Annotated in this window: 20 protein-coding genes; 18 read left to right on the top strand and 2 right to left on the bottom strand. The window is 44.1% G+C overall.

What is annotated here, in order from left to right; all coding sequences use genetic code 11:
* Positions 1–68 precede the first annotated feature (68 nt).
* Positions 69–1,241 carry a ribose-phosphate pyrophosphokinase gene (locus ACTNEW_RS06260; protein WP_441059129.1) on the bottom strand — a complete coding sequence of 391 codons (1,173 nt, stop codon included), beginning with the start codon at positions 1,239–1,241 and terminating at the stop codon, positions 69–71.
* Positions 1,242–1,409: 168 nt separating this feature from the next.
* Here ACTNEW_RS06260 and ACTNEW_RS06255 point away from each other — a divergent pair, with 168 nt between their 5' ends.
* Genes ACTNEW_RS06255 through ACTNEW_RS06240 form a run of 4 tightly spaced genes read left to right on the top strand, consistent with a single transcriptional unit; the run spans position 1,410 to position 5,764 of the window.
* Positions 1,410–2,792: a DUF512 domain-containing protein gene (locus tag ACTNEW_RS06255; RefSeq protein WP_441059126.1), complete on the top strand. Its 1,383-nt coding sequence runs from the start codon at positions 1,410–1,412 to the stop codon at positions 2,790–2,792.
* Entirely contained in the window at positions 2,755–4,086 is a 1,332-nt protein-coding gene (gene der, locus ACTNEW_RS06250; protein WP_441059123.1) for a ribosome biogenesis GTPase Der, read from the top strand. The genes ACTNEW_RS06255 and der overlap by 38 nt, the downstream gene beginning before the upstream one ends.
* Positions 4,086–4,742: a glycerol-3-phosphate 1-O-acyltransferase PlsY gene (gene plsY / locus ACTNEW_RS06245; RefSeq protein WP_441059120.1), complete on the top strand. Its 657-nt coding sequence runs from the start codon at positions 4,086–4,088 to the stop codon at positions 4,740–4,742. Before der ends, plsY begins: the two co-directional genes overlap by 1 nt.
* A gap of 11 nt (positions 4,743–4,753) precedes the next feature.
* Positions 4,754–5,764: an NAD(P)H-dependent glycerol-3-phosphate dehydrogenase gene (locus ACTNEW_RS06240; protein WP_441059117.1), complete on the top strand. Its 1,011-nt coding sequence runs from the start codon at positions 4,754–4,756 to the stop codon at positions 5,762–5,764.
* A gap of 165 nt (positions 5,765–5,929) precedes the next feature.
* On the opposite strand, the gene ACTNEW_RS06235 is transcribed toward ACTNEW_RS06240, so the two are convergent.
* Complete coding sequence (locus ACTNEW_RS06235; RefSeq protein ID WP_441059114.1) at positions 5,930–6,757, bottom strand: aldo/keto reductase; 828 nt, start codon at positions 6,755–6,757, stop codon at positions 5,930–5,932.
* Positions 6,758–7,186: 429 nt separating this feature from the next.
* On the opposite strand from ACTNEW_RS06235, the gene ACTNEW_RS06230 reads away from it, so the two are divergent.
* The 14 genes from ACTNEW_RS06230 to ACTNEW_RS06165 form a co-directional block, all read left to right on the top strand.
* Positions 7,187–7,591: a cobalt transporter gene (locus ACTNEW_RS06230; RefSeq protein WP_441059111.1), complete on the top strand. Its 405-nt coding sequence runs from the start codon at positions 7,187–7,189 to the stop codon at positions 7,589–7,591.
* A gap of 28 nt (positions 7,592–7,619) precedes the next feature.
* A complete protein-coding gene (locus ACTNEW_RS06225) occupies positions 7,620–7,802 on the top strand; it encodes a CooT family nickel-binding protein (protein WP_441059108.1) in 183 nt (60 codons plus the stop codon).
* 18 nt (positions 7,803–7,820) lie between these two features.
* On the top strand, positions 7,821–8,747 hold the full coding sequence (locus ACTNEW_RS06220; protein WP_441059105.1) for a methylenetetrahydrofolate reductase: 927 nt from the start codon (positions 7,821–7,823) through the stop codon (positions 8,745–8,747).
* Positions 8,748–8,820: 73 nt separating this feature from the next.
* A complete protein-coding gene (locus ACTNEW_RS06215) occupies positions 8,821–9,591 on the top strand; it encodes a nucleotide-binding protein (RefSeq protein ID WP_441059102.1) in 771 nt (256 codons plus the stop codon).
* Positions 9,592–9,780: 189 nt separating this feature from the next.
* A complete protein-coding gene (gene cooS / locus ACTNEW_RS06210; protein WP_441059099.1) occupies positions 9,781–11,673 on the top strand; it encodes an anaerobic carbon-monoxide dehydrogenase catalytic subunit in 1,893 nt (630 codons plus the stop codon).
* Between the two features lie 54 nt (positions 11,674–11,727).
* Positions 11,728–12,492: a nucleotide-binding protein gene (locus ACTNEW_RS06205; protein ID WP_441059096.1), complete on the top strand. Its 765-nt coding sequence runs from the start codon at positions 11,728–11,730 to the stop codon at positions 12,490–12,492.
* Positions 12,493–12,517: 25 nt separating this feature from the next.
* Positions 12,518–14,647, top strand: coding sequence for an acetyl-CoA decarbonylase/synthase complex subunit alpha/beta (gene acsB / locus ACTNEW_RS06200; RefSeq protein ID WP_441059093.1), 2,130 nt, complete (start codon positions 12,518–12,520; stop codon positions 14,645–14,647).
* A gap of 108 nt (positions 14,648–14,755) precedes the next feature.
* Entirely contained in the window at positions 14,756–16,882 is a 2,127-nt protein-coding gene (gene acsB, locus ACTNEW_RS06195; RefSeq protein ID WP_441059091.1) for an acetyl-CoA decarbonylase/synthase complex subunit alpha/beta, read from the top strand.
* Positions 16,883–16,937: 55 nt separating this feature from the next.
* The gene (acsD, locus tag ACTNEW_RS06190) at positions 16,938–17,879 is read left to right on the top strand and encodes an acetyl-CoA decarbonylase/synthase complex subunit delta (RefSeq protein WP_441059088.1); all 942 of its coding nucleotides are present in this window, start codon (positions 16,938–16,940) and stop codon (positions 17,877–17,879) included.
* Positions 17,880–17,901: 22 nt separating this feature from the next.
* Positions 17,902–19,248 carry an acetyl-CoA decarbonylase/synthase complex subunit gamma gene (acsC, locus tag ACTNEW_RS06185; protein WP_441059085.1) on the top strand — a complete coding sequence of 449 codons (1,347 nt, stop codon included), beginning with the start codon at positions 17,902–17,904 and terminating at the stop codon, positions 19,246–19,248.
* Positions 19,249–19,279: 31 nt separating this feature from the next.
* Positions 19,280–20,065 (top strand): carbon monoxide dehydrogenase/acetyl-CoA synthase methytransferase subunit, encoded by a 786-nt coding sequence (gene acsE, locus ACTNEW_RS06180; RefSeq protein WP_441059082.1) that lies wholly within the window; start codon positions 19,280–19,282, stop codon positions 20,063–20,065.
* A gap of 163 nt (positions 20,066–20,228) precedes the next feature.
* The gene (gene acsV, locus ACTNEW_RS06175) at positions 20,229–22,172 is read left to right on the top strand and encodes a corrinoid activation/regeneration protein AcsV (protein ID WP_441059079.1); all 1,944 of its coding nucleotides are present in this window, start codon (positions 20,229–20,231) and stop codon (positions 22,170–22,172) included.
* A gap of 151 nt (positions 22,173–22,323) precedes the next feature.
* Positions 22,324–22,935 (top strand): DUF3786 domain-containing protein, encoded by a 612-nt coding sequence (locus tag ACTNEW_RS06170; protein WP_441059348.1) that lies wholly within the window; start codon positions 22,324–22,326, stop codon positions 22,933–22,935.
* Positions 22,936–23,089: 154 nt separating this feature from the next.
* A partial coding sequence (locus ACTNEW_RS06165; RefSeq protein ID WP_441059077.1) for a formate--tetrahydrofolate ligase occupies positions 23,090–23,284 on the top strand: 195 nt, incomplete at its 3' end.

Raw genomic sequence — 23,284 nt, 5'->3', positions numbered from 1 at the left:
GCGATAAAATATTGAAGTCAGAATTGACAGCTGTTTTGCCGGATCAGAGAAGACCGGCGGATATGGAATCAGCGCCGATTGACTTTTTTCATTAATTCCATAATCTTTTCGTTACTGGAACGAACTTTCTCAACAGACACATCATGATTGATGATATCGATGATACTTGCAAGGTATTTGCTCATATTTGCCTCTACATAATAAGGTTTGGTAAGCAGTTCCGGCAGACGATAGTTCAGATTGGTAGTGATTACCTTATCCAGCCATCCCTTGTTGTAGTAATCGTCAAATTTGTCCAGGCCATCTGTGAAAAGACCATAAGTAGTGCAGATGAATACACGATTGGCCTTGCGTTCCTTGATCTGCTTTGCAACGTCCAGCATGCTCTCTCCGGAAGAAATCATGTCATCGATGATGACAACATCCTTGCCTTCTACAGAGTCGCCCAGGAATTCGTGAGCGACGATCGGGTTCTTGCCGTTGACAATCGTGGAATAGTCGCGTCTCTTGTAGAACATACCCATATCCACACCGAGAATATTGGAAAAATAAACTGCTCTGGACATTGCTCCTTCATCAGGACTGATGATCATCAGATGGTCATTATCCAGTTTAAAATCCGGTACACTTTTTACAAGGGCCTTTAAAAACTGATAAGTCGGGAAGAAGTTATCAAATCCGTTCAGAGGAATTGAGTTCTGCACGCGTGGGTCATGGGCATCAAAAGTAATGAAATTGGATACACCCATATCACTCAGTTCCTTCAGGGCAAGCGCACAGTCAAGGGATTCTCTTTTGGTACGTCTGTGCTGACGTCCTTCATAAAGGAATGGCATAATGACATTGATTCTGTGTGCTTTTCCGGTAGCTGCGGAGATGATTCGTTTCAGATCCTGATAGTGATTATCGGGAGACATATGATTCTCATGACCGCATACGGTATAGGTCTGGCTGTAGTTGGTAACGTCTACCATAATAAACAGATCCGTTCCGCGGACAGATTCCTTGATGTAGCCTTTTCCTTCACCGGTTCCGAAACGAACGCATTCACATTCGACAAGAAAAGAATCTTCACTGTAACCCTGTGGAATGGAGCCGGGCTGTTTTTTTGCAACAAGCTCTTTGCGGAATTTGACCAGCTTTTTGTCAACTTCCTGAGCCAGCTCCTGACAGCCTGCCAGTGCTGCGATACGAATAGGTGCAACCGGAAGAGATTTTTCGAGTAACTCTATATTCGGCATAATAATCCTCCTCAAGTAAACAAGTTATATATAGATATTTGAAATCATATATAATACATTTATAACATTCGCCCTAAATCTCGTCAAGGAATTTATTGATTTTTACATCTAAAATTGGTATGATAGTTGCTGTGAACGGAATAAACCGTAGTATATGTGGAGAATAGAATGAAAAAATATAAACATATGATTTCCAGAGTTCTGCCCGGAAGTATCGGGGAAGAACTGGAACTTGAAGCAGGAGATATCCTGCTGTCGATGAATGATACAAAGATAGAAGATGTATTTGATTACCGTTATCTTCTGAATGATGAAAACATTATCCTTCTTGTCCAGAAAGCAGATGGAGAGGTCTGGGAACTGGAGGTGGAAAAGGACTATGAGGAGGATCTGGGGCTGGAATTTGAGAACGGACTGATGGACGATTACCGTTCCTGTTCCAATCACTGTATCTTCTGTTTTATTGATCAGATGCCGCCAGGCATGAGAGAAACTCTTTATTTTAAAGATGATGATTCCCGTCTTTCTTTTTTACAGGGGAATTATGTAACACTGACTAATATGAGTGATCATGATATTGAACGAGTGATTCATTACCATCTTTCGCCGATCAATATATCTTTTCAGACCATGAATCCGCAGCTGAGATGCCAGATGCTTCACAACCGTTTTGCTGGTGATGCACTGAAAAAAGCAGACCGGCTGTATGAAGCGGGGATTACGATGAATGGGCAGATTGTTCTGTGCAGAGGAGTGAATGACGGAGAGGAATTGGAATATAGTCTTGAGAAGCTTTCTTCTTATGCACCGGTACTGGAAAGTGTCTCTGTTGTACCGGTGGGGTTGACAAAATACCGGGAAGGGTTGTATCCTTTACAGGCATTTACCAGAGAAGATGCCCGCAGAGTCATCAGCCAGATTGAACGATGGCAGGATAAAATGATGGCGCAGCATGGTATCCATTTTGTCCATGCATCAGATGAGTGGTATATTCTCGCAGAAAAAGAACTTCCGTCAGAGGACTCCTATGATGGATATCTTCAGCTTGAGAATGGTGTGGGTATGCTGCGCCTGCTGGAGAACGAGGTGAAAGAAGCTCTGGAGAAAAGAACAGGGGACGACCGCCGGATTCATGTGACCATTGCCACAGGAAAGCTTGCTGGTCCGCATCTGAAACAGTTTATGGAGCAGATCCGTGAGAAGTATCCGAATGTCCGGGCCGATGTCCGGGTGATCATCAATCATTTTTTCGGTGAACAGATTACCGTATCCGGGCTGATCACCGGACAGGATCTGAAAGCGCAGTTATCAGAGATGGAACTGGGAGAACGGATTCTTCTTCCCTGTACGATGCTTCGTGACGGTGAAAATGTTTTTCTGGATGATGTGACTGTAGAAGAACTGTCCGGTGCGCTGGGCAGAGATATTGTCATTGTAAATGAAAGCGGTGAGGATCTGGTATCTGCCGTTCTGGAACCGCAGGAACATAAAATACTCAGAAGGAGACAAATGTATGAGCAAACCAGTAGTTGCCATTGTGGGCAGGCCTAATGTCGGCAAATCAACGTTGTTTAACGCTTTGGCAGGTGAAATGATTTCCATTGTAAAAGACACGCCGGGTGTGACAAGAGACAGAATTTATGCCGATGTTACGTGGCTTGATAAATCTTTTACCATGATTGATACCGGAGGCATTGAGCCTGACAGCAGTGATATTATTTTATCTCAGATGAGAGAGCAGGCACAGATTGCCATTGACACGGCAGATGTGATTGTTTTTATCACAGATGTCCAGCAGGGCCTTGTTGATTCGGATTCCAAGGTGGCTGACATGCTTCGCAGAAGCGGTAAGCCGGTGGTCCTGGTTGTAAATAAAGTGGATAGTGTTCAGAAATATATGATGGATGTTTATGAGTTTTACAATCTTGGAATCGGAGAACCCTTTGCGATCTCAGCAGCGAACCGTATGGGATTGGGAGATATGCTGGATGAGGTGGTCAAGTATTTTCCCGAAAATGCAGAATCCGAGGAAGAAGATGATATTCCGAGGATTGCTGTAGTAGGTAAGCCTAATGTGGGAAAATCCTCCCTGGTCAATAAACTGCTCGGAGAGGACCGCGTGATCGTATCCGATATTGCGGGAACTACCCGTGATGCCATTGATACCAGAGTGAAATGGCAGGGAAAAGATTATATTTTTATCGATACAGCAGGACTGCGCCGTAAGGGAAAAATCAAAGAAGAAATTGAACGATACAGCGTGATCCGTACAGTGACTGCAGTGGAACGTGCGAATGTTGTTGTGATTATGATCGATGCAACAGAGGGTGTTACAGAACAGGATGCCAAAATTGCCGGTATCGCACATGAACGTGGCAAGGGTGTAATCATTGCCGTGAATAAATGGGATGCGATCGAAAAGAACGATAAAACAATCTACAAGCATACCAACCGTATCCGTGAGGTGCTTGCATATATGCCTTATGCGGAGCTTGTATTTATTTCAGCAAAAACCGGTCTTCGTATCAATCGTATGTTTGAGACGATTGATGCTGTAATAGAAAATCAGACGCTCCGTATCCAGACAGGTGTTCTCAACGAAATCCTGTCCGAAGCAGTTGCCATGCAGCAGCCGCCTTCTGATAAAGGCAAACGACTGAAAATTTATTACATGACACAGGTGGGAGTCCGTCCCCCGACATTTGTTATTTTTGTAAATGACAAAGAACTGATGCATTTTTCCTATACACGATATATTGAGAATAAAATCCGCGAGGCGTTTGGTTTCGGCGGTACGTCGCTGAAGTTCATTATCCGGGAACGCGGGGAAAAGGAAGGATTATAATGGTACGTTTTTTTTGTATGGCTATCGGTTACCTCTGCGGTCTTTTTCAGACATCCTATATCATCGGACGGATACACAAAACAGATATTCGTGAGCATGGAAGCGGAAATGCAGGTACAACCAATGCGCTGCGTACTTTTGGCAAAAAGGCCGGTGCAATGACTCTGCTCGGGGATTTACTGAAATGTATGATTGCAATCTGGATTGTCAGGGTGGTATTCGGGAAAACTTACGGGGATATTCTCCCTCTTCTGAGTCTGTATGCAGGCGCAGGATGTATTCTTGGCCATAATTTTCCGTTTTATCTGAACTTTAAAGGAGGGAAAGGCGTTGCTGCGTCTGTGGGAATGATTCTGGCGTTTGACCTGAGAATCTTTCTTCCCTGTGCAGTTGTGTTTTTTGGACTGTTTTTCTTAACACATTATGTTTCTCTGTGTTCGCTGTGCGCATATGCGTCTGCACTCCTTATGATTGTCGTACTTGGTCAAATGGGCTGTTATGGCATGGACGTTCCTCATACGATAGAAATGTACATTGTTATGGCCGCTCTTACAGGTTTGGCATTTTACCGCCACAGAGCCAATATCCAGCGTTTGCTGAATGGAACAGAAAATAAAATTTTCCTGGGAGGAAAATCCGGGAAAAAGAAAGATTAAGAGGTGATTTTATGGCAAAAATCAGTGTACTTGGAGCAGGAAGCTGGGGAACTGCATTGGCTTTTCTTCTTCATAACAATGGGCATCAGGTTCTGCTCTGGTCTGCGCTGGAAGAGGAAGTGAAGATGCTTCAGGAAAAACGGGAACATGAGACAAAGCTTCCTGGCGTCAGACTCCCGGAGGAAATTGAGATTACCACAGATCTTGAAGGTTCTCTGCAAGATCCTGATATCGCGGTTCTTGCAGTACCGTCACCGTTTACAAGAAGTACTTCCCACCGGATGTCCCCGTTTGTTCAAGACGGACAGATCATTGTGAATGTAGCGAAGGGAATTGAAGAGCATACCTTAATGACTTTGAGCGATATTATCGAGGAAGAAATCCCGAATGCGAATGTGAGTGTTCTTTCCGGCCCGAGTCATGCAGAGGAAGTTGGAAAAGGACTTCCGACTACCTGTGTGGTAAGTTCCCATGACAGGGAAACGGCAGAATATATCCAGTCTGTTTTTATGAGTCCTGTATTTCGTGTTTATACAACTCCGGATATGCTTGGCGTGGAACTTGGCGCAGCACTCAAAAATGTAATTGCACTTGCGGCAGGAACAGCAGACGGGCTGGGATACGGTGATAACACCAAGGCAGCGCTGATTACGCGCGGTATTGCAGAAATTGCAAGACTTGGCATCAAAATGGGTGCGAAACTGGAGACCTTCTGCGGACTTTCCGGTATTGGCGATCTAATCGTGACCTGTGCCAGCGTACACAGCCGTAACCGCAAGGCCGGTTATCTGATCGGTAAAGGATATACCATGCAGGAAGCAATGGATGAAGTTAAAATGGTGGTAGAGGGCGTTTATTCCGCAAAAGCAGCCAAGGGACTGGCTGAGAAATATGAAGTGGAAATGCCAATCATTGAAGAGGTAAATAAAGTATTATTTGAAGGAAAAGCTGCATCAGAAGCAGTCATCGATCTGATGCTCCGTGATAAAAAACTGGAATCTCCGGATCTGCCGTGGGAATAGCAGGAACAAATTCTATAAAGCGGAATTCTCCGCCTGAGATGGATTACTTCAGTAACAAAACAAGCCGCGAATCAGCAAAAAAACTGTTTCGCGGCTTGTCTGCTGTTCGCGGCTTTTTCTGGCTCTGGAATTCAGTACAGTAAAAAATGTATACATCAGGAATGTTTAAAATTTGATGTCCCGGAGATCCTCCGGGATGCTGGCACTTCTGAAATTCTGGTTGAGAGTATCCAGAATCGCCATATCTTCTTCTTCAATGGAAAAATCGAAAATCTGACTGTTACTGATGATACGGGAAGGATGTACAGACTTGGGAATTACGGAAATCCCCTTCTGGACAGCCCACCGAAGTCCGATCTGAGCAGGCGTGCGTGCATATTTGGTGCCAAGAACACACAGGACATCATGATCAAGGTAGGCGCCTCGTGCAAGAGGAGCATAGGCCTGTACCTGAATGCCATTTGCCTGACAGTAGTCAATCAGCTCTTTATTATAAAAAAGAGGGTGGCATTCAATCTGGTTGACAGCAGGTACGATTCCGGAAATTTTTTTCAGTTCTTCCAGATGCCGGATTTCAAAATTGCTGACGCCAATGGAAAGGGCACGACCGGATTCCTGAATTTCTTCCAGTTCCTTCCAGGTACTCAGATAGCATCCGGGAACCGGCCAGTGAATCAGATACAGATCCACATAATCAAGGTGAAGGCGCTCCAGGCTCCGTTCGAAAGCCCCCTTCACATCTCCGAGCCTCTGGGCGGTATTCCAGATTTTTGTTGTTATGAAAAGATCCTTACGCGGAATTCCGCAGGATGCAATACCGCGTCCTACATCTTCTTCATTTTTGTAAACAGAAGCTGTATCAATAAGACGATAACCGGCTTCGACAGCTGATTGGATTGCAGATTCAGCTTCGCCGGCTCCGGTTGCCTTATACATTCCAAGCCCAAGGAGGGGCATTTCTCTGTCTGTGTTTAAAAAAATAGAGTTTTTCAAATTCGTTCCTCCTCTTAAAACATTGTTTCGGAATTGAGGATATCAGGCTTATACGGACTTTCCAGCTGATATCATCCAATATTTGTACATTATACCATGAAATTATGAAAGAAGAACATCATTTATATTAAAAATTTGCTACAGAATGACATTTATTATTGAGAATGAAAGAACAGTACCCTGTATTTCCTCGGGAAGATAATTGATACCGAATATTGTTAAAAACTAAACGAACAGGTTATTTCTTTAGCAATTTAAAGGAAAAAAAGACGAAGATTATGGAATTCTACATAAAATAATTGGTGTTTTTTTATGATAATTACCTTGATAATCCAAGGGAAAAGATGTATAATGAGATAAATTGATAAAATATTGTCATTAATCATCGATTTATAAAAGATAAACCGTGAAAAGAAAGGAGAGATTCCAATGCATCTGATTAAAGACGAAAATGGAAATCTTGTTCAGCATGGACATGAACATACTCATGAACATACACATACAGACGGTGTAACTCACAGCCATTCCCATTCCCATCATGCAGGCCAGGAAGAAATGCACGACCATACACATGGCGATACATCTTGTAGGGACCATCAGCATTGCGGCTCCTGCAGCGGCGGTGACTGCAAGAACGAAACAGTTGCTCTTCTCACCTATATGCTTCAGCATAACGAGCATCATGCGGCTGAACTTGACCAGATGGCTGACAACCTGAATAAAATGGGCATGACTGCTGCATCAAAAACAATCAAAGAAGCGGTGGCTGATTTCCAGAAGGGTAATATGCGTCTTGGTCTTGCACTTACTCTGGTAAAAGAAGAACTGAAATAATTCGATTGAAAAATAGGAGGCGACACAAATGTGTCTTGCAACTGTATATAAAGAAAGCGACAATTCCGTGATTTTCAAAAATGTCAGCAGAATTGATGTGGATGGCGAAAAAGTAATCCTTCGCGATATTATGGGCGATGAAAGAACAGTAGAAGGCAGAATCCTTATGGTGGATCTTGCTAACAGCATTGTGAAACTCTGCTGCGAATGATTGCGGGGCAAGTGAAGTATGGCAGCAGTGAAACTGACAGACATCATGAAAAAAAGACAGCTTCTTTCTTTTGAGCTCTTTCCGCCGAAGACAGAGAAAGGCATGTCTAATCTTTCGGGTACAATCGAACATCTCCGTGAATTTCATCCGGATTATATTTCTGTTACATACGGAGCAGGAGGTGGCAATGTCGGCGCCAACCGTGAAGTGTGCCGCATGATCCAAAAGGCGGAAATGGTTCCAGTTACTCATTTCACAGTGATCAGAAATACAAAAGAAGGAATCAAAGAACAGCTGAAAGCTTATCTTGATGAAGGAATCGATCATATCCTTGCACTTCGGGGCGATTTTCCGCGTGGAGAAAATTCAACAGGCGGCGATTTTAAATATGCAACAGATCTTGTCCGGTTTATTCGAAACGAATTTGGAGACCGTTTTGAAATTGCTGTAGCCGGTTCTCCGGAAGGGCATATCGCATGCCGCAGCCTGGAGGCAGATATCGCAGTTTTGAGGCAGAAACAGGACAATGGCGCGGATTACATTATGACTCAGCTTTGCTGGAATATGGAACAGTTCAAGTACTGGCTGGATGCAATCCGTAAAGCCGGTATTACAATGCCTGTCGATGTCGGCATTATGCCTGTTCTCGATCAGGCAGCTACTATCAATATGGCACTTTCCCGAAATGGATGTGTGATGGAACGGGAACTTTCCAGAATCATTTCCAAATACTGGATCTTTCCGAATCCGTTTGATAAGGAACCTTTTGACGACGCGCTGGAACAGAAAAAAGCTGATTTCAAGAAAGCTGGTATGGAATACACAATCAGGCAGATTGATAAATATCGTTCTCTTGGTGTAGATGGAATTCATTTGTATGCACTGAACAAATGGAAAGATGTTACAGAAATCATCAATGCATGCGGTATGTGTACGCGTGTCTGATTGATTTTCAGACCGCCTGTGATGGTGAAAACATCCAGCCGGTCAATATATTGATTTAGGAGGTGCCCGTTTTATGGCACATGTAATTGCAGTCGCCGGAAAAGGCGGCGTAGGTAAGACAACATTATGCGGAATGCTGATCCGTTATCTCTGCGAACAGGGTAAGGGACCGATTCTTGCGGTAGATGCCGATGCCAATTCCAACCTGAACGAAGTTCTCGGAGTAAAGGTGGAAACAACTCTTGGAGATGTACGGGAAGAAATCGCCCGCGCAGAAATGGCTTCCGAAAATCCGATTCCTGCAGGGATGAGTAAAGCGGATTATGCAGAACTTCGTTTTGAAGATGCCATTGTTGAAGATGATGATTTCGACCTTCTCGTTATGGGACGTACACAGGGCAAAGGATGCTACTGTTACGTTAATGGACTCCTTCAGGCACAGCTTGCAAAATATCAGAACAGTTATCCGTATTTTGTAGTAGATAATGAAGCTGGTATGGAACATATCAGCCGTGGGGTTCTTCCTTCCATGCAGACCGCAATACTGGTAAGCGATTGTTCCAGAAGAGGCATTCAGGCAGTCGGCAGAATCGCGGAACTGATCAAAGAATGTGATATGCGTCCGAAGCAGGTCGGACTGATCGTCAACAGAGCTCCAAAAGGAGAACTGAACGACGGAATTAAAGAAGAAATTGAGATTCAGGGACTTCATCTTCTTGGCGTTGTTCCGCAGGATGAAACTGTATATGAATATGACTGTGAGGGAAAACCGACATCTTCCCTTCCGGATGACAATCCTGTGAAACAGGCACTTCGTGAGATCGTTGCCAAACTCGAACTATAAAAAGGCTGCACTCCCTTGGCGTTTTCACGGCAGGGGATGTTTAGCGCAAAGGAATATTTGGATTTCTGTATTTTTTTACCTGTAAATAACCCATGGGAGGGGATGGGTTCCTTCCGGTGGGATTATTATAAAATTTTAAGAAAGACATTCGTGCATAGTATTTATGCACAAAATTAAAGGAGGTCTATAATGAGTGAATTCAAATTAACTACAGTGGAAGAATTTGAAGCTGCCACTAACCGACTGTTAGAGACTGGTGCCAAAGTAGGTGCTGACTCCTGGCAGATGAGAGTTAAAAATCAAACTCCACACTGTAAATTTGGTGAGTCCGGTGTCTGCTGCCGTATCTGTTCCATGGGTCCGTGCCGTATCACACCGAAAGCACCGAGAGGAATCTGCGGATGTGATGTTCATGGTATCGTAGGAAGAAACTATCTTCGTTTTACAGCAGGTGGTGCAGCAACCCATTCTGATCATGGACGCGAAATCGCACACACACTTCATGAGGCATCACCGGATGGCAACTACAAAGTAAAAGATCCAGAGAAGCTTCTTCGCCTTGCTGCAGAATTCGGTGTAGAGACAGAAGGAAGAGATATCTATGATATCGCACACGAAGTATCTGAAGTTGGTCTTATGGAATATGGTAAACCATTTGGTTATCAGGTATTTACCAAACGTGCTCCGGAACATACTCAGGAAATCTGGAAGAGAGAAGAAATTCTTCCGCGCGCAATCGACCGTGAGGTTTCCTGTGCAATGCATATGACTCATATGGGTTGTTCTTCCAAACCGGAAGCTCTGATTCGTCAGTCTTTAAGAAATGGTCTTTCTGATGGATGGGGCGGTTCCATGATGGGTACCGAATTCTCTGATGTCCTTTTTGGAACTCCGAAGGAAGTCGAGACAGAAGCCAACCTTGGCGTAATGGTAGAAGAAAACGTAAACATCGTTGTTCATGGACATGATCCGAGCCTTTCTGAGATGATCTGCGAATATGCAGACAGCAAGGAAATGATCGACTATGCAAAATCCATGGGTGCACAGGGAATTACCGTATCTGGTGTATGCTGTACTTCCAACGAAGTAGCAATGCGTCGTGGTATCCCGATGGCAGGTAACTTCCTGCAGCAGGAAAACGTTGTACTGACCGGTGCCTGCGAAGCAATCGTAGTAGACGTTCAGTGTATTTTCCCGGCATTGGGACCTCTGTCTAAGTGCTTCCATACCAAATTTATCACAACTTCTCCGATTGCTCAGATGCCGGATTCTGAATTTATCAGATTCAATGCAAAGACAGCAGGAGAAAATGCGAAGCTTATTGTTAAAACAGCAATTGAAAACTTCAAGAACAGAAATAAAGATCTGGTATACATCCCACAGCTGAAACAGAAAGCAGTTGTTGGTTTCTCCGTAGAGCAGATTGAAAAGAAACTTGACGGTGTAACAAACAGCCATGTTGATGTAACAGGTACCATGATGCCTCTCGTTGACTGTGTAAAATCCGGTGTACTCCGCGGTGCAGTTGCAATGGTTGGATGCAACAACCCGAAGGTTCGTCCTGACGCAGCTCACATCGAACTGATGAAGAAACTGATCGCAAACGATATCATTCTGGTAGTTTCCGGATGTTCCGCACAGGCTGCTGCAAAAGCAGGTCTTATGGATAAGAGAGCAAAAGAGCTTTGCGGTGCAGGTCTGAAACGTGTCTGCGAACTTGTAGACATTCCTCCTGTATTACATATGGGCTCCTGTGTTGATATCAGCCGTATGATGGTACTTGCAGCAAGAATCGCAAAAGATTCCGGCTGGAATATCTCCCAGATTCCGTTAGTAGGATGTGCACCTGAGTGGATGTCTGAAAAAGCGGTTTCCATTGGTAACTATGTAGTAGCAACCGGTATCGATACATACCTTGGTGTTGAACCGTATGCATATGGTTCTTCCGAAGTTGACGGCCTTCTCAAAGGCGGCGTAAGAGACTGGGTAGAAGCTGCTTATACTGTAGAACATGATATCGACAAACTTGGCGATATGATGATTGAAAGAATCGAAGAAAAGAGAACTGCATTAGGTATCTAAATTGCATCGCAATTTTGAGACGGATGCATTTCTGACAGAAAGGCGCGATAACTTATGAAAATTGCAGTAACCGGCAAAGGCGGAGTAGGAAAGACAACATTTGCGGCAACGCTTGCCAGATTGTACGCAGACGAAGGGAAGCATGTCCTTGCAGCGGATGTGGATCCGGATGCAAACCTCGGACTTGCGCTGGGCTTTGATGAGGAAACACTGGATTCCATTGTTCCGATTTCAAAAATGCGTAAACTGGTGGAGGAGAGAACCGGTGCCAACAGCCAGAATCAGTTTTATAAGCTGAATCCCAAAGTAGATGATATTCCGGATAAATTCGGTAAAGTCTGCAATGGAGTCAGGCTTCTGGTTCTCGGAACGGTAGAAACCGGCGGCGGCGGTTGTGTCTGTCCGGAACATGTGATGCTGAAGCGCATCATCAATAACCTTGTTCTTCACAGAGATGATGTTGTGATCCTGGATATGGAAGCAGGACTGGAGCATCTGGGAAGAGGGACAACAGAGAGCATGGATGCTTTTGTGGTTGTCATTGAACCGGGGGCAAGAAGCGTTCAGACATACAAAAATGTCAAACGCCTTGCAAAGGATCTTGGCGTAAATCAGGTAATGGTTGTAGCCAATAAGGTCCGCAATGAAGATGATGAAGAATTTATCAGAAGCAGGATTCCCGAGGAAGATCTGCTTGGCATGATTCATTACAATACGGAAGTTATTGATGCCGACCGTCAGGGGAAATCTCCTTATGATTTCAGCCAGACAGTTACCAGAGAAATAATCAAAATCAAAGAGAAAATCGATCAGAAATAAGATCTGTAAATTAGGAGGTATGACAGTGCTTTTATTTGATATCGTATTTAACGGAAATGATACCATGTATGCAGAAGCAGTGGAAGCCGTAAATGCTGCAGTTGCCGAGTATGGCGAAGACATGGCAGTAGGTTTTCCGGAAACCGCATACTCCCTGGCTTGCTTTTACGCAGAGACAGGTAAAAAGATTGAAACATTAAAAGATGCGAAAGAAGCTCTTACATATATTAAATCCCAGATGACACGTGAAAGACGTCTGGATTCCGGATTTAAATCCGGTGTTGCTACTGCATTATCTGCAGAGCTCATCGAAGCCATGAAATATGTTGGCGGCAAACAGCCATATGAAGAGCCGTATCTTGGACATATGACCGATGCTCAGATCCGTGAGCTCGGTGTTCCGCTTGTAACTGGTGATATCCCTGGTATCGCAGTTATTATCAATGCAGCTCCTACCGTAGAAGAAGCATGTGCTCTGGTTAAGAGCTATCAGGCACAGGGTAACTTTGTATGTCTCGTAGGAGGCATTATTGAACAGTTAAAAGAAGCAGGATATAAGACCGGCTTTAATGTACGTGTATTCCCGATCGGTGAAAATATTTCCTCTGTTGCTCATGCAGTATCTGCAGCATGCAGAACAGCTATGATCTTTGGTAATATTACACCTGGTGATAAAGCAGCTCTTCAGGAGTATACTTTCAACAGATTCCGTGCTTTTGTCAATGCATTTGCTCCTCTTGATGAGAAGACTGTTGCATGTGGTGCAGGCGCAATCTACTATGGCTTTCCGGTAGTTACCAATGACATGGACTATACCCCGTCAGTACCGAAGAGCCTGATCAAACAGCCGAAGGTAGAAGAGTTCAATGCAACTTCTCTTGAGGCTCGTGATATTAAGATCAAGATTACAAACGTTGATATCCCTGTTGCATTTGCATCTGCATTTGAAGGTGAAATCATTCGTCGTAAAGACATGCGTGTAGAATTTGACGGTTCCCGTGTAGACTGTGCTGAGCTTGTTCAGACATGTGAGCCTTCTGAAGTAGAAGACCACAAGATTACTGTTGTGGGACCGGAAGTAGATGACATGGCAGACGGAAGCAAGAACAGCATTGTTTACCTGGTAAAAGTTGCCGGAAAGAACATGCAGCCTGACTTTGAATCTGTTATCGAGCGTAAATTCCACAACTACATCAACTGCATTGAAGGTGTATATCATACCGGCCAGCGTGATATGCAGCGTATTCGTATCAGCCACGATGCATATAATGCAGGATTCCGCATCAAACATATCGGTGAAGTTCTTTACACACAGGTTAAGAACGAATTTGATGCAGTCGTAGATAAATGTGAAGTTGTAATCTACACCGATCCGGCTGAATGTACCAGAATGCGTCATGAAGTAGCAATCCCGATCTTTAATAAACGTGATGAGCGTCTTGACAATCTGACAGATGAGTCTGTAGATGTTTACTACAGCTGTATCCTGTGCCAGGCATTCTCTCCGTCTCACGTATGTGTGGTTACTCCGGAAAGACTTGGTCTGTGCGGTGCTGTTTCATGGCTTGATGCAAAAGCTACCAACGAGCTTGATCCGGCTGGTCCGTGTCAGGTAATCACCAAGGAAAGAGTAATCGATGAAAACCTTGGTGCATACGAAGACGTTGATGAAGCTGTTCAGAAATACTCTCAGGGTGCTCTGGAGCACGTTACTCTGTACTCCATCATGCAGGATCCGATGACTTCCTGCGGATGCTTCGAGTGCATCTGTGGTATCGAACCGTTCTCCAACGGTGTAGTTATCGCAAACCGTGAATATGCAGGAATGACTCCTCTTGGAATGACCTTCTCTGAAATGGCATCCATGACCGGTGGTGGTGTTCAGACACCTGGTTTCATGGGACATGGTAAACATTTCATCGCTTCCAAGAAATTCATGAAAGCAGAGGGCGGTATTGAACGTATCGTATGGATGCCGAAAGAACTGAAAGAATTTGTAGCTGAAAGACTGAATAAAACCGCAAAGGAACTCTACGGAATCGAAAACTTCACAGATATGGTCGGTGATGAGACCATCGCAGAAGATCCGGAAACACTGGTAGCATTCCTTACAGAAAAAGGACATCCGGCTCTTGCACTGGATCCGATGATGTAATATTCAGACAGCGTTATCCTATTCGCACCGGGTTATGCGGAGACCCGGTGCGAAAAGAATCAGTAACAAACCATATAAGAAGAAATAAACAAAATTGGAGATGTGCATATGTTGATCAACAGAATTTTTAACGGAAATGATGCCGTGTTTGGTCTGACTGAACAGGCAGTAGAAGGCGCAATCCAGCAGCATGGGGAAGATCAGGCAGTAGGATTTCCACATACCGCATACTGTCTCCCGTGCTACTACGCTGTTACTGGTGTTAAGGTAAAGACACTTGGAGAGTTAAAAGCAGCTCTTGGTGTTGTAAAATCCCTGATGACAAGAGAACATGAACTGAATGATGCTCTGATGTCCGGTGTGGCTACGGCCCTCTGTGCGGAATTTATCGAGGCACTGAAATATCTGAACGGGGCAGAACCATACAGTGAACCCTGCTACGGACATCTTCCGGATTCCATTATCCGTGAACTTGGTGTTCCGCTTGTAACCGGAGATATTCCCGGTGTTGCTGTTATTCTTGGCTCAGCGCCGACTGCAGAAGAAGGTGTGGCGCTGATCAGAAGCTATCAGGCACAGGGCATTCTTGTTACGCTGGTTGGAGGAATCATCGACCAGGCACAGGAACTGGGACTGAAGATGGGATATAATCTCAGAATCGTTCCGCTGGGCAAAGATGTAACATCAGTCATTCATGTAGTATCTGTTGCACTTCGGGCGGCATTGATCTTTGGCAATGTAACTCCTGGTGATGCGGCAAGTCTTATCACATATACTTCTGAGAGAGTTCCTGCATTTGTAAATGCATTTAAACCGATCGACGATGTGATTCTGGCTGCCGGCGCTGGAGCAATCAAACTGGGCTTCCCGGTAATATCCAATGAGAATGAAAATATTGTGGAGGTTCCGGGCGCACTGATCGCATGTCCGGATGTGGCAGACTTTAATAAGGTTTCCCTGGAAGCAAGGAATATTAAGATTAAAATTACCAATATTGATATTCCTGTTGCGTTCGCATCAGCATTTGAAGGTGAGATCATCCGCCGTAAAGATATGCAGGTAGAGTTCGATGGTTCCCGTGTGGACTGTGCAGAACTTGTGCATACCAGACCGATGGAAGAGGTTGAGGATCATAAAATCACTGTGATCGGACCGGATGTTGATACGTTTGAAGTCGGCAGCAAACATAGTCTTGCCTACGTGGTAGAAGTGGCAGGAAAGAAAATGCAGCCGGATTTTGAACCGGTTATCGAACGTAAATTCCATAATTATATTAACTGTATTGAAGGTGTATACCATACCGGTCAGCGTGATATGCTCCGTATCCGTATCGGTAAGGAAGCATTTCAGGCCGGATTTAGGATCAGGCATTTCGGAGAGGTTCTGTACGCTCAGGTGAAGAATGAATTTGAAGCCGTTGTAGACAAATGTCAGGTGACAATTTATACAGATCCGGCAGAATGTACTAGAATTCGTCATGAAGTGGCAATTCCGACGTTTGACAAACGTGATGCACGTCTTGAAACATTAACAGATGAATCTGTTGATGTATATTACAGCTGTATTCTCTGTCAGGCATTTTCACCGTCCCACGTATGTGTAGTTACGCCTGAAAGACTGGGCCTTTGCGGAGCAGTATCCTGGCTTGATGCAAAAGCAACCAATGAGCTGGATCCTGCAGGTCCGTGTCAGGTAATCACAAAAGAGCGTGTGATCAATGAAGATCTTGGCGCTTATGAAGATGTAGATGAAGCCGTACAGAAATACTCGCAGGGCGCACTGGAGCATGTGACACTGTATTCCATTATGCAGGATCCTATGACTTCATGCGGATGTTTTGAGTGTATCTGTGGTATTGAGCCGTTTTCCAATGGTGTTGTCATTTCCAACCGTGAGTATGCGGGTATGACTCCTCTTGGAATGACCTTCCCGGAAATGGCTTCCATGACCGGAGGCGGTGTACAGACTCCAGGCTTTATGGGACATGGGAAACACTTCATTGCTTCCAAAAAGTTTATGAAGGCAGAAGGCGGTATTGAACGTATCGTATGGATGCCAAAGGAACTGAAGGACACAGTAGCAGAACGTCTGAACAAAACTGCAAAAGAACTCTACGGTATCGACAATTTCACTGATATGATCGGTGATGAAACAATTGCGACAGATCCGGAGACTCTGGTGGCATTTTTGACAGAACATGCGCATCCTGCCTTGTCAATGGAACCAATGATGTAGTATAATATATTTATACATATGTAATACTAAATTTTTAAGAGGAGGCTAATTAACAATGCCGTTTAATCAGAAACCACATAAGTTTAATGCAAAGATTAACACAGTCACCATCGGCAGCGGAGATAAGACAGTTGCTATTGGAGGAAACAGCACATTTCCTTTCTATACTTTTGATGCTCCGACAGAAAACACTGCTAAAGTAGGTGTTGAGATTTCCGATATGGGCCTTGAAGGCGCATCTGAAGGAATCAAAGCATACTATGAAGGCGCTTCCACAATGGCTGAAATCGCTAAGAAAGCAGCTGCAATGGAAGGTGCTGATTTTGTTGCTCTTGTTCTGGAAGGCGGAGACCCGAACGGTGAGAACAAATCTGTAGAAGAACTGATCGCAGTAGTAAAAGAAGTGGCAGATGCAATTGACTGTCCGTTAGTAGTTGAAGGATGCAAGAACGTAGAGAAAGATGCAGAGCTTCTTCCGAAGGTTGCAGAAGTTCTCCAGGGAAGAAACGTTCTGATCCTTTCCGAAAAAGAAGAGAACTACAAGGCAATCGGTGCAGCAGCAGGTCTTGCATACAACCAGATCGTTGGTGCTGAGTCTGCAGTTGATATCAACCTTGCAAAACAGTTAAACGTTATTACCACTCAGTTAGGCGTAAATGCACAGAAGATCGTTATGAACGTCGGAAGTGCATGTGCAGGATATGGATATGAATATGTTGTATCCACTATGGACCGTATCAAAGGTGCAGCTTTATCTCAGAACGATAATATGCTGCAGATGCCTATTATTACACCAGTTGCTTCCGAGACATGGGGCGTAAAAGAAGCATCCGCTTCCGAAGCTGACATGCCGGAATGGGGTCCGCAGGACGAACGTGGAATTGACATGGAAATCATGACAGCAGCAGCTGACCTGGCAGCAGGTTCTGACGCAGTCATTCTGAGACATCCTCAGTCTGTGGCAACAATTTCCAAAATGATCAAAGCACTTGCGTAATTGAATAGGAGGAAGAAAAGATATGGCACTGAATGGTATTCAGATCTTTAAATTAACACCAAAGAAAAACTGTAAGGAATGTGGATGCCCGACATGTATGGCTTTCTCTATGAAAGTTGCTCAGGGCGCAATGAAAATTGAACAGTGTCCGCATATGTCTGAGGATGCACTGGCTTCCCTGTCTGAGGCTACTGCACCGCCAATGAAGAGCATTAAGATCGGAACCGGCGATGGTGAATTTACACTTGGCGGAGAAACTGTTCTTTTCAGACATGAAAAAACATTCGTAAGCAAAACCAGATATGCAGTTGCTCTCTGCACATGCATGGATGATGCTGCAGTAGAAGCAAAACTTGCAGAAATTCCGAAGGTTGATTACGAACGTATCGGTGAGAGAATGTATGCTGAGCTTGTATATGTAAACTGCAGCGAAGGCGCTGATGCAGCAAAATATACAGCACTCGTAGAAAAAGCAGCAGGTCTTGGCAGAACTCTGGTTCTTGGATGCGCAGATCCGGAAATCGCAAAAGCAGCTCTTGCAGTATGCAAGGACAGCAAACCTGTACTGAATGGTGCAAATGCTTCCAACTATGAAGCGATGAATGCAGTAGCAACAGAAGCTGGTGTTGTTCTCGGTGTATCCGGCAAGGATCTTAACGAACTGTATGATACTGTTGCAGCTCTTGAAAAACTTGGCAACAAGAATCTTGTACTTGATGTTACAGGCGCTGACATTAAAGAAACCTTTGCTAACGCAGTTCAGGTTCGCCGTGCAGCTCTGAAAGATCAGGACAGAACTTTCGGTTATCCATCTATTGTAAACACTGTAAAAGTTGCTCAGGGTGACTTACATATGCAGGCAGCACTTGCTTCTCTGTTTACCATGAAATATGGTTCCATTATCGTTATGGAGCAGATGACTTATGCAGAAGCGCTTCCGTTATACGGACTTCGTCAGAACCTGTTCACAGACCCGCAGAAGCCAATGAAAGTAGAACCGGGCATTTATCCTCTGAATGGTGCAGACGAGAATTCTCTCGTTGTTACCACAGTAGACTTTGCTCTGACTTATTTCGTAGTTTCTGGCGAGCTGGAGCGTTCCGGTGTTCCGCTTAACCTGGTAATCAATGATGCAGGCGGACTTTCCGTTCTGACATCCTGGGCTGCAGGTAAATTTACCGGCAACAGCATTTCCAAATTCATCATTGAAAATGTTGAGCCGAAGGTAAAATGCAGAAAACTTCTGATTCCTGGTAAAGTTGCCGTTCTCAAGGGCGATCTGGAAGCAAAACTTCCGGGCTGGGAAATCATCGTTGGACCGAGAGAAGCTGTACAGCTTGTAAAATTCTTAAAAGATATGCAGGCATAATTCATTTTTAAAGTTAAAGGAGAACATGAGTATGGCAAAATTTGTAACAATTGGGGAAAGACTTTCCACTACTGCACCTGCAGTAAACAAAGCATTTACAGAAAGAGATCCTGAGCCGATCTTAAAAAGAGCAAAACAGCAGCTTGATGCAGGCGCTACATATCTTGATGTAAATATCGGACCTGCTGAGAATGATGGAGAAGACCTTATGAAATGGGCAGTACAGCTCCTTCAGAGTGAATTCGACAATGTTCCGCTTGCTCTTGATACTACAAACAAAAAAGCTATTGAAGCTGGTATCTCTGTATACAACAGAGCAAAAGGCAAACCGATCGTAAACTCCGCAGATGCAGGAGACAGAATTGAAAACATCGACCTTGCAGCAGCAAATGATGCAATTGTTATCGCTCTTTGCTCTTCCGGTATGGTTGCTTCTGACAATGATGAGCGTATGATGCATTGCCAGAACATGCTTGAAAGAGGTATGATGCTTGGTATGGATACTTCCGATCTTTGGTTTGATCCGTTATTCCTTGTAGTAAAAGGAATGCAGGAAAAACAGATGGAAGTTCTGGAAGCCATCAAGATGTTCTCCGATATGGGTCTGAATTCCACAGGCGGTCTTTCCAACAACAGTAACGGTATGCCGAAACATATCCGTCCGATCATGGATTCTGCACTTGTAGCAATGGCTATGATGCAGGGATTAACTTCTGCTATTGTTAACCCGAATGACCTTCGTCTGATGGAAACAATCAAATCCTGTGATATATTCAAGAACAATACTCTGTATGCAGACTCCTATCTGGAGATCTAATCTTACAGAAATTATCTGAATATACAAAATCAGAGGCTGGAGGCTTCGCGGCCTTCAGCCTTTTTATTACAACGGATATTCCAGAAATCTCCTTGTAATGATGGAAAGCTGCTTTTGCAGTATTTAGCACATACCATAAGGCTATGAGAAAGGTGGTTGCCGGATGTTTAAGGTAACGTTTGCATTCGAAGATGGCAGTGCGGTAGAAACTTATGCCAATGCGGGGGATAATTTATTGGAAATTGCACGGGAGGCCAATGTTGCCATTGATGCTCCCTGTTCCGGAAATGCTTCCTGCGGGAAATGCCGGGTGCAGTTAAAAAGTGGAGAATTAAATTCCAAAAAAACACTTCATATTTCCGACGAAGAATTTCAGGCAGGATGGAGACTTGCCTGTGTCAGTACAGTATGCGCGGACGTGACTGTAGTGGTACCGGATATTGCATCTGCGTACAAGAGCAGAATGAAGGTTGCGGACTTAAGCTCCAGAGAAGAAATCGCGATATTTGAAAAAGCCAAAAGAGAAATCGAACTTACTGGCATTGTATTAAACAACAGTCTTGATGTTGTAGAAGTGGTTATGGATCCTCCTAGTCTGGATGATACCATGCCTGACAATGAGCGACTCACGAGAGCGCTTCGTAAATTTCTGAATATCAAACGCGTGCGTATTCCATATGCAGTATTGAAAAAACTGCCGGATGTGCTTCGTGAAAATGATTTTAAAGTAAAATGTATTCTGCGAACGACTCCGAATGATATGTTTGTCTATGATGTATTCGGAATAGAAGAAAAGGTAGTTGTCGGAGGTCTTGCAGTTGATATTGGAACAACAACTGTCTCTGCCGTGATCATTAATATGGAGAACGGAGAGATTCTGGCAAAAGGTTCTGCAGGCAATGGACAGATCCGGTATGGCGCAGATGTCATCAACCGTATCATTGAGTCCCAGAAACCTGGCGGAAAGAAGAAGCTTCAGGACGCTGTGATCAAGGAAACCATTAATCCGATGATCCACGAAATGTGCCGAAACGCAAATATACCGAAAAACCAGATTTACCGGATGTGTGTCGCATCCAATACAACGATGAATCATCTGTTTGCCGGAATTAATGCCGATCCGCTGCGTACGGAACCGTATATTCCAGCATTCTTCAAAACCAATTCCCTGTTTGCTTCCGATGTGGGAATTGATATTAATCAGGATGCTCATATTATTATGGCACCGAATATTGGAAGCTATGTGGGCGGTGACATCACTGCCGGAACATTGGTAAGTATGATCTGGAACAGACCTGAGTTTTCTCTGTTCATTGACCTTGGTACCAATGGTGAATTAGTATTTGGAAATTCAGATTTCATGATGAGCTGTGCATGTTCTGCAGGACCGGCTTTTGAAGGCGGAGATATCAGCTGCGGTATGCGTGCGACAGATGGTGCAATCGAGGCATGCACGATCGATAAAGAAACCATGGAACCTACATATAAAGTAGTCGGTGAGCCGGGTACAAAGCCAATCGGTCTTTGCGGTTCCGGTATTATTGATGTAATCAGTGAATTATTTGTCTGTGGAATCATCAATCCGAAAGGAAAGTTCGTACGGGAAGGAAAACGTATCCGTCATGACCAGTACGGTATGGGAAGCTATGTCCTTGCATTTGAGGATGAGGCAGGTTCCGTAAAAGATGTCGAAATCACAGAAGTAGATATTGACAACTTTATCCGTGCAAAAGGAGCTATTTTCTCTGCAATCCGTACCATGCTGAGTTCTCTTGATTTTGATGTTTCCATGATTGATGATGTTTATGTTGCCGGTGGAATCGGAAGCGGAATCAATATGAAAAATGCGGTGAATATTGGTATGTTCCCGGATATTCCGCTTGAAAAGTTCCACTATATTGGAAACTCTTCCCTGTCCGGAGCATATCTGATGCTTCTTTCCACACAGGCAGAGAAGAAAACTTATGAACTGGCATCCAATATGACTTATATGGAGCTTTCTACAGTTCCTACCTATATGGATGAGTTTGTGGGAGCATGTTTTATCCCGCATACAGATACCGGTCTGTTCCCGGATGTTATGGAACAGGTGAATAACCGCGTATAATAGACAGCGGTTTTTGAGAAGTAACTATTTTTGACAGAGGTGGCACATGGCTTTGGAAAAGAATGATTTAAACGGTAGTGCAGGCAGTACTTTCCAGAAAGGGACGCCTGTCGGACAGCAGCTGGGATATGAAAAAGACAGCAAGGAGAGAATGCCCTGGGAACATTATCTGGAACAGTATCGAAATGCAGATCCTGAGGAAATATCCGGACGCCTGAATATTCCGTTTCACAAAGAAACCGGATGTTTTACACTGGAGTTTCTCGGAACAGTCTATGAGATTTCTCATCCTGATTTTCAGGTGACTCATCATGTGGATGATCTGGGCTTTTATCCTCTGGAAGAGATGATTTATGCAAAAATCCTGACAATCCGTTTTCTTCTTGGCGGAACAACATCTTCAGGCAGCGGCAGATTCAAAACATACAGGGAAATGCCCTGGGGGGAAGTATATCTGCGTCAGTTTGATGGAAGATGTATCAAACGTCTTGCTTTTTCCTATGGAAACAGGCTGAATGATTTTACCGCGATCATGGAACATATTCACGCGGTACCGGTAAAACATGGAGACGTGGCTTTTCAGGTGGAAATTTATCCGGGATATCAGATTCAGATGATTCTCTGGGAGGGAGATGACGAATTCCCGCCATCCTCACAGATTCTGTTTTCCGATAATTTTCCTGTATCTTTCCAGGCAGAAGATATGGCCGTTATGGGAGACGTCATCATCGGTTCTCTGAAGGCATTTGCAAAAGTCATCTGATCACTGTCGTAGATATGTCTTTTAAGATTTACATATTTTTGAGATATACATACTTTTTTGAAAGAGATATGTATGATTACCATGATTAAAACAGGAGAGTGCCTGTTTTAAATAAAAGCGAAAGCGTATAGAAAAGAAAAGGAGGTAATTTTCTATGGGATTCAAATCCGACATCGAAATCGCTCAGGAGTGTGAGATGCTCCCTATCACAGAAATTGCAGAAAAGGCAGGTATTGAGGACAAATATCTGGAGCAGTACGGAAAGTACAAAGCAAAAATCGACTACAATCTTCTGAAAGAAACCGATAAGGAAAACGGAAAACTGATCCTCGTTACCGCGATCAACCCG

This window comes from Blautia sp. HCP3S3_G3 (genome assembly GCF_052063365.1).
Classification (GTDB): domain Bacteria; phylum Bacillota; class Clostridia; order Lachnospirales; family Lachnospiraceae; genus Blautia_A.
The sequence above is the reverse complement of the archived record's forward strand: the minus strand, read 5'-3'. Positions and strand labels throughout refer to the sequence as shown.